This is a genomic window from Bartonella sp. TT121SHDZB (assembly GCF_042193415.1).
Classification (GTDB): Bacteria; Pseudomonadota; Alphaproteobacteria; order Rhizobiales; family Rhizobiaceae; genus Bartonella.
This window is the reverse complement of record NZ_JBHILR010000087.1, coordinates 1-551: the sequence shown is the minus strand read 5'-3', so window position 1 is coordinate 551 and position 551 is coordinate 1. Positions and strand designations below refer to the sequence as shown.

At 51.7% G+C, this 551-nt stretch carries 2 protein-coding genes; one reads left to right on the top strand and one right to left on the bottom strand.

Going from position 1 to position 551, the window contains the following annotated elements; all coding sequences use genetic code 11:
* Window positions 1-202 (top strand): hypothetical protein (locus tag ACFIKI_RS08650; RefSeq protein ID WP_375666814.1); only part of this gene is annotated, 202 nt, incomplete at its 5' end.
* 84 nt (window positions 203-286) lie between these two features.
* Here the strand turns inward: ACFIKI_RS08650 and ACFIKI_RS08645 are convergent.
* The coding region (locus ACFIKI_RS08645) for a hypothetical protein (RefSeq protein ID WP_375666813.1) at window positions 287-551 on the bottom strand (265 nt) is incomplete at its 5' end.

Genomic DNA, 551 nt, shown 5'->3' with positions numbered 1-551 from the left:
ACTCAGCAGCAAACGATTCCGCCCGTCTTGCCACCTCCGCTGCGACCATACTTCTTCCTCTCCTTTCCGCCCGAACCAGGGCTCGAGCATGAAGCTCAGCTTTCTTTGCGTTCTGCGCCGCTACCTCTTGTCGGAATGGGAAGAGCTCTCGCTCAGCTTCTTTGGTCTTGAAATTAGCAATCCTAGACTTGCGGAAACTTGAGTCAAGCGCATTGCCAAACACTCTTAGTCCCTGCATGAAACTCAAGATCAGCAAGCATGCTTATATACGGATTCAAACGCAAGGTTAAAGAAGTTCGAAGGGCCAACCCTCGTTGACACGTTGGGAGCCCTCGGCAAAAACCCGTTGTTTCTCCTCATCCTCCAGCGACTCGTCAGTAGTAAACTCCGGAGGAAGGCCATCAAAGAAGTTGTTAGGTGGAAAACCGCTGGCTCCGCCTTTTTCCGTTGGAGTAAAACTAGGTTTTTCTCCCAACGGTGAAGGACTTTCCGAGCCTTCCCCATCATCGATTTCCTTCCCCTTACGAGACCTCTGTCTGCGCCTCCGAGTA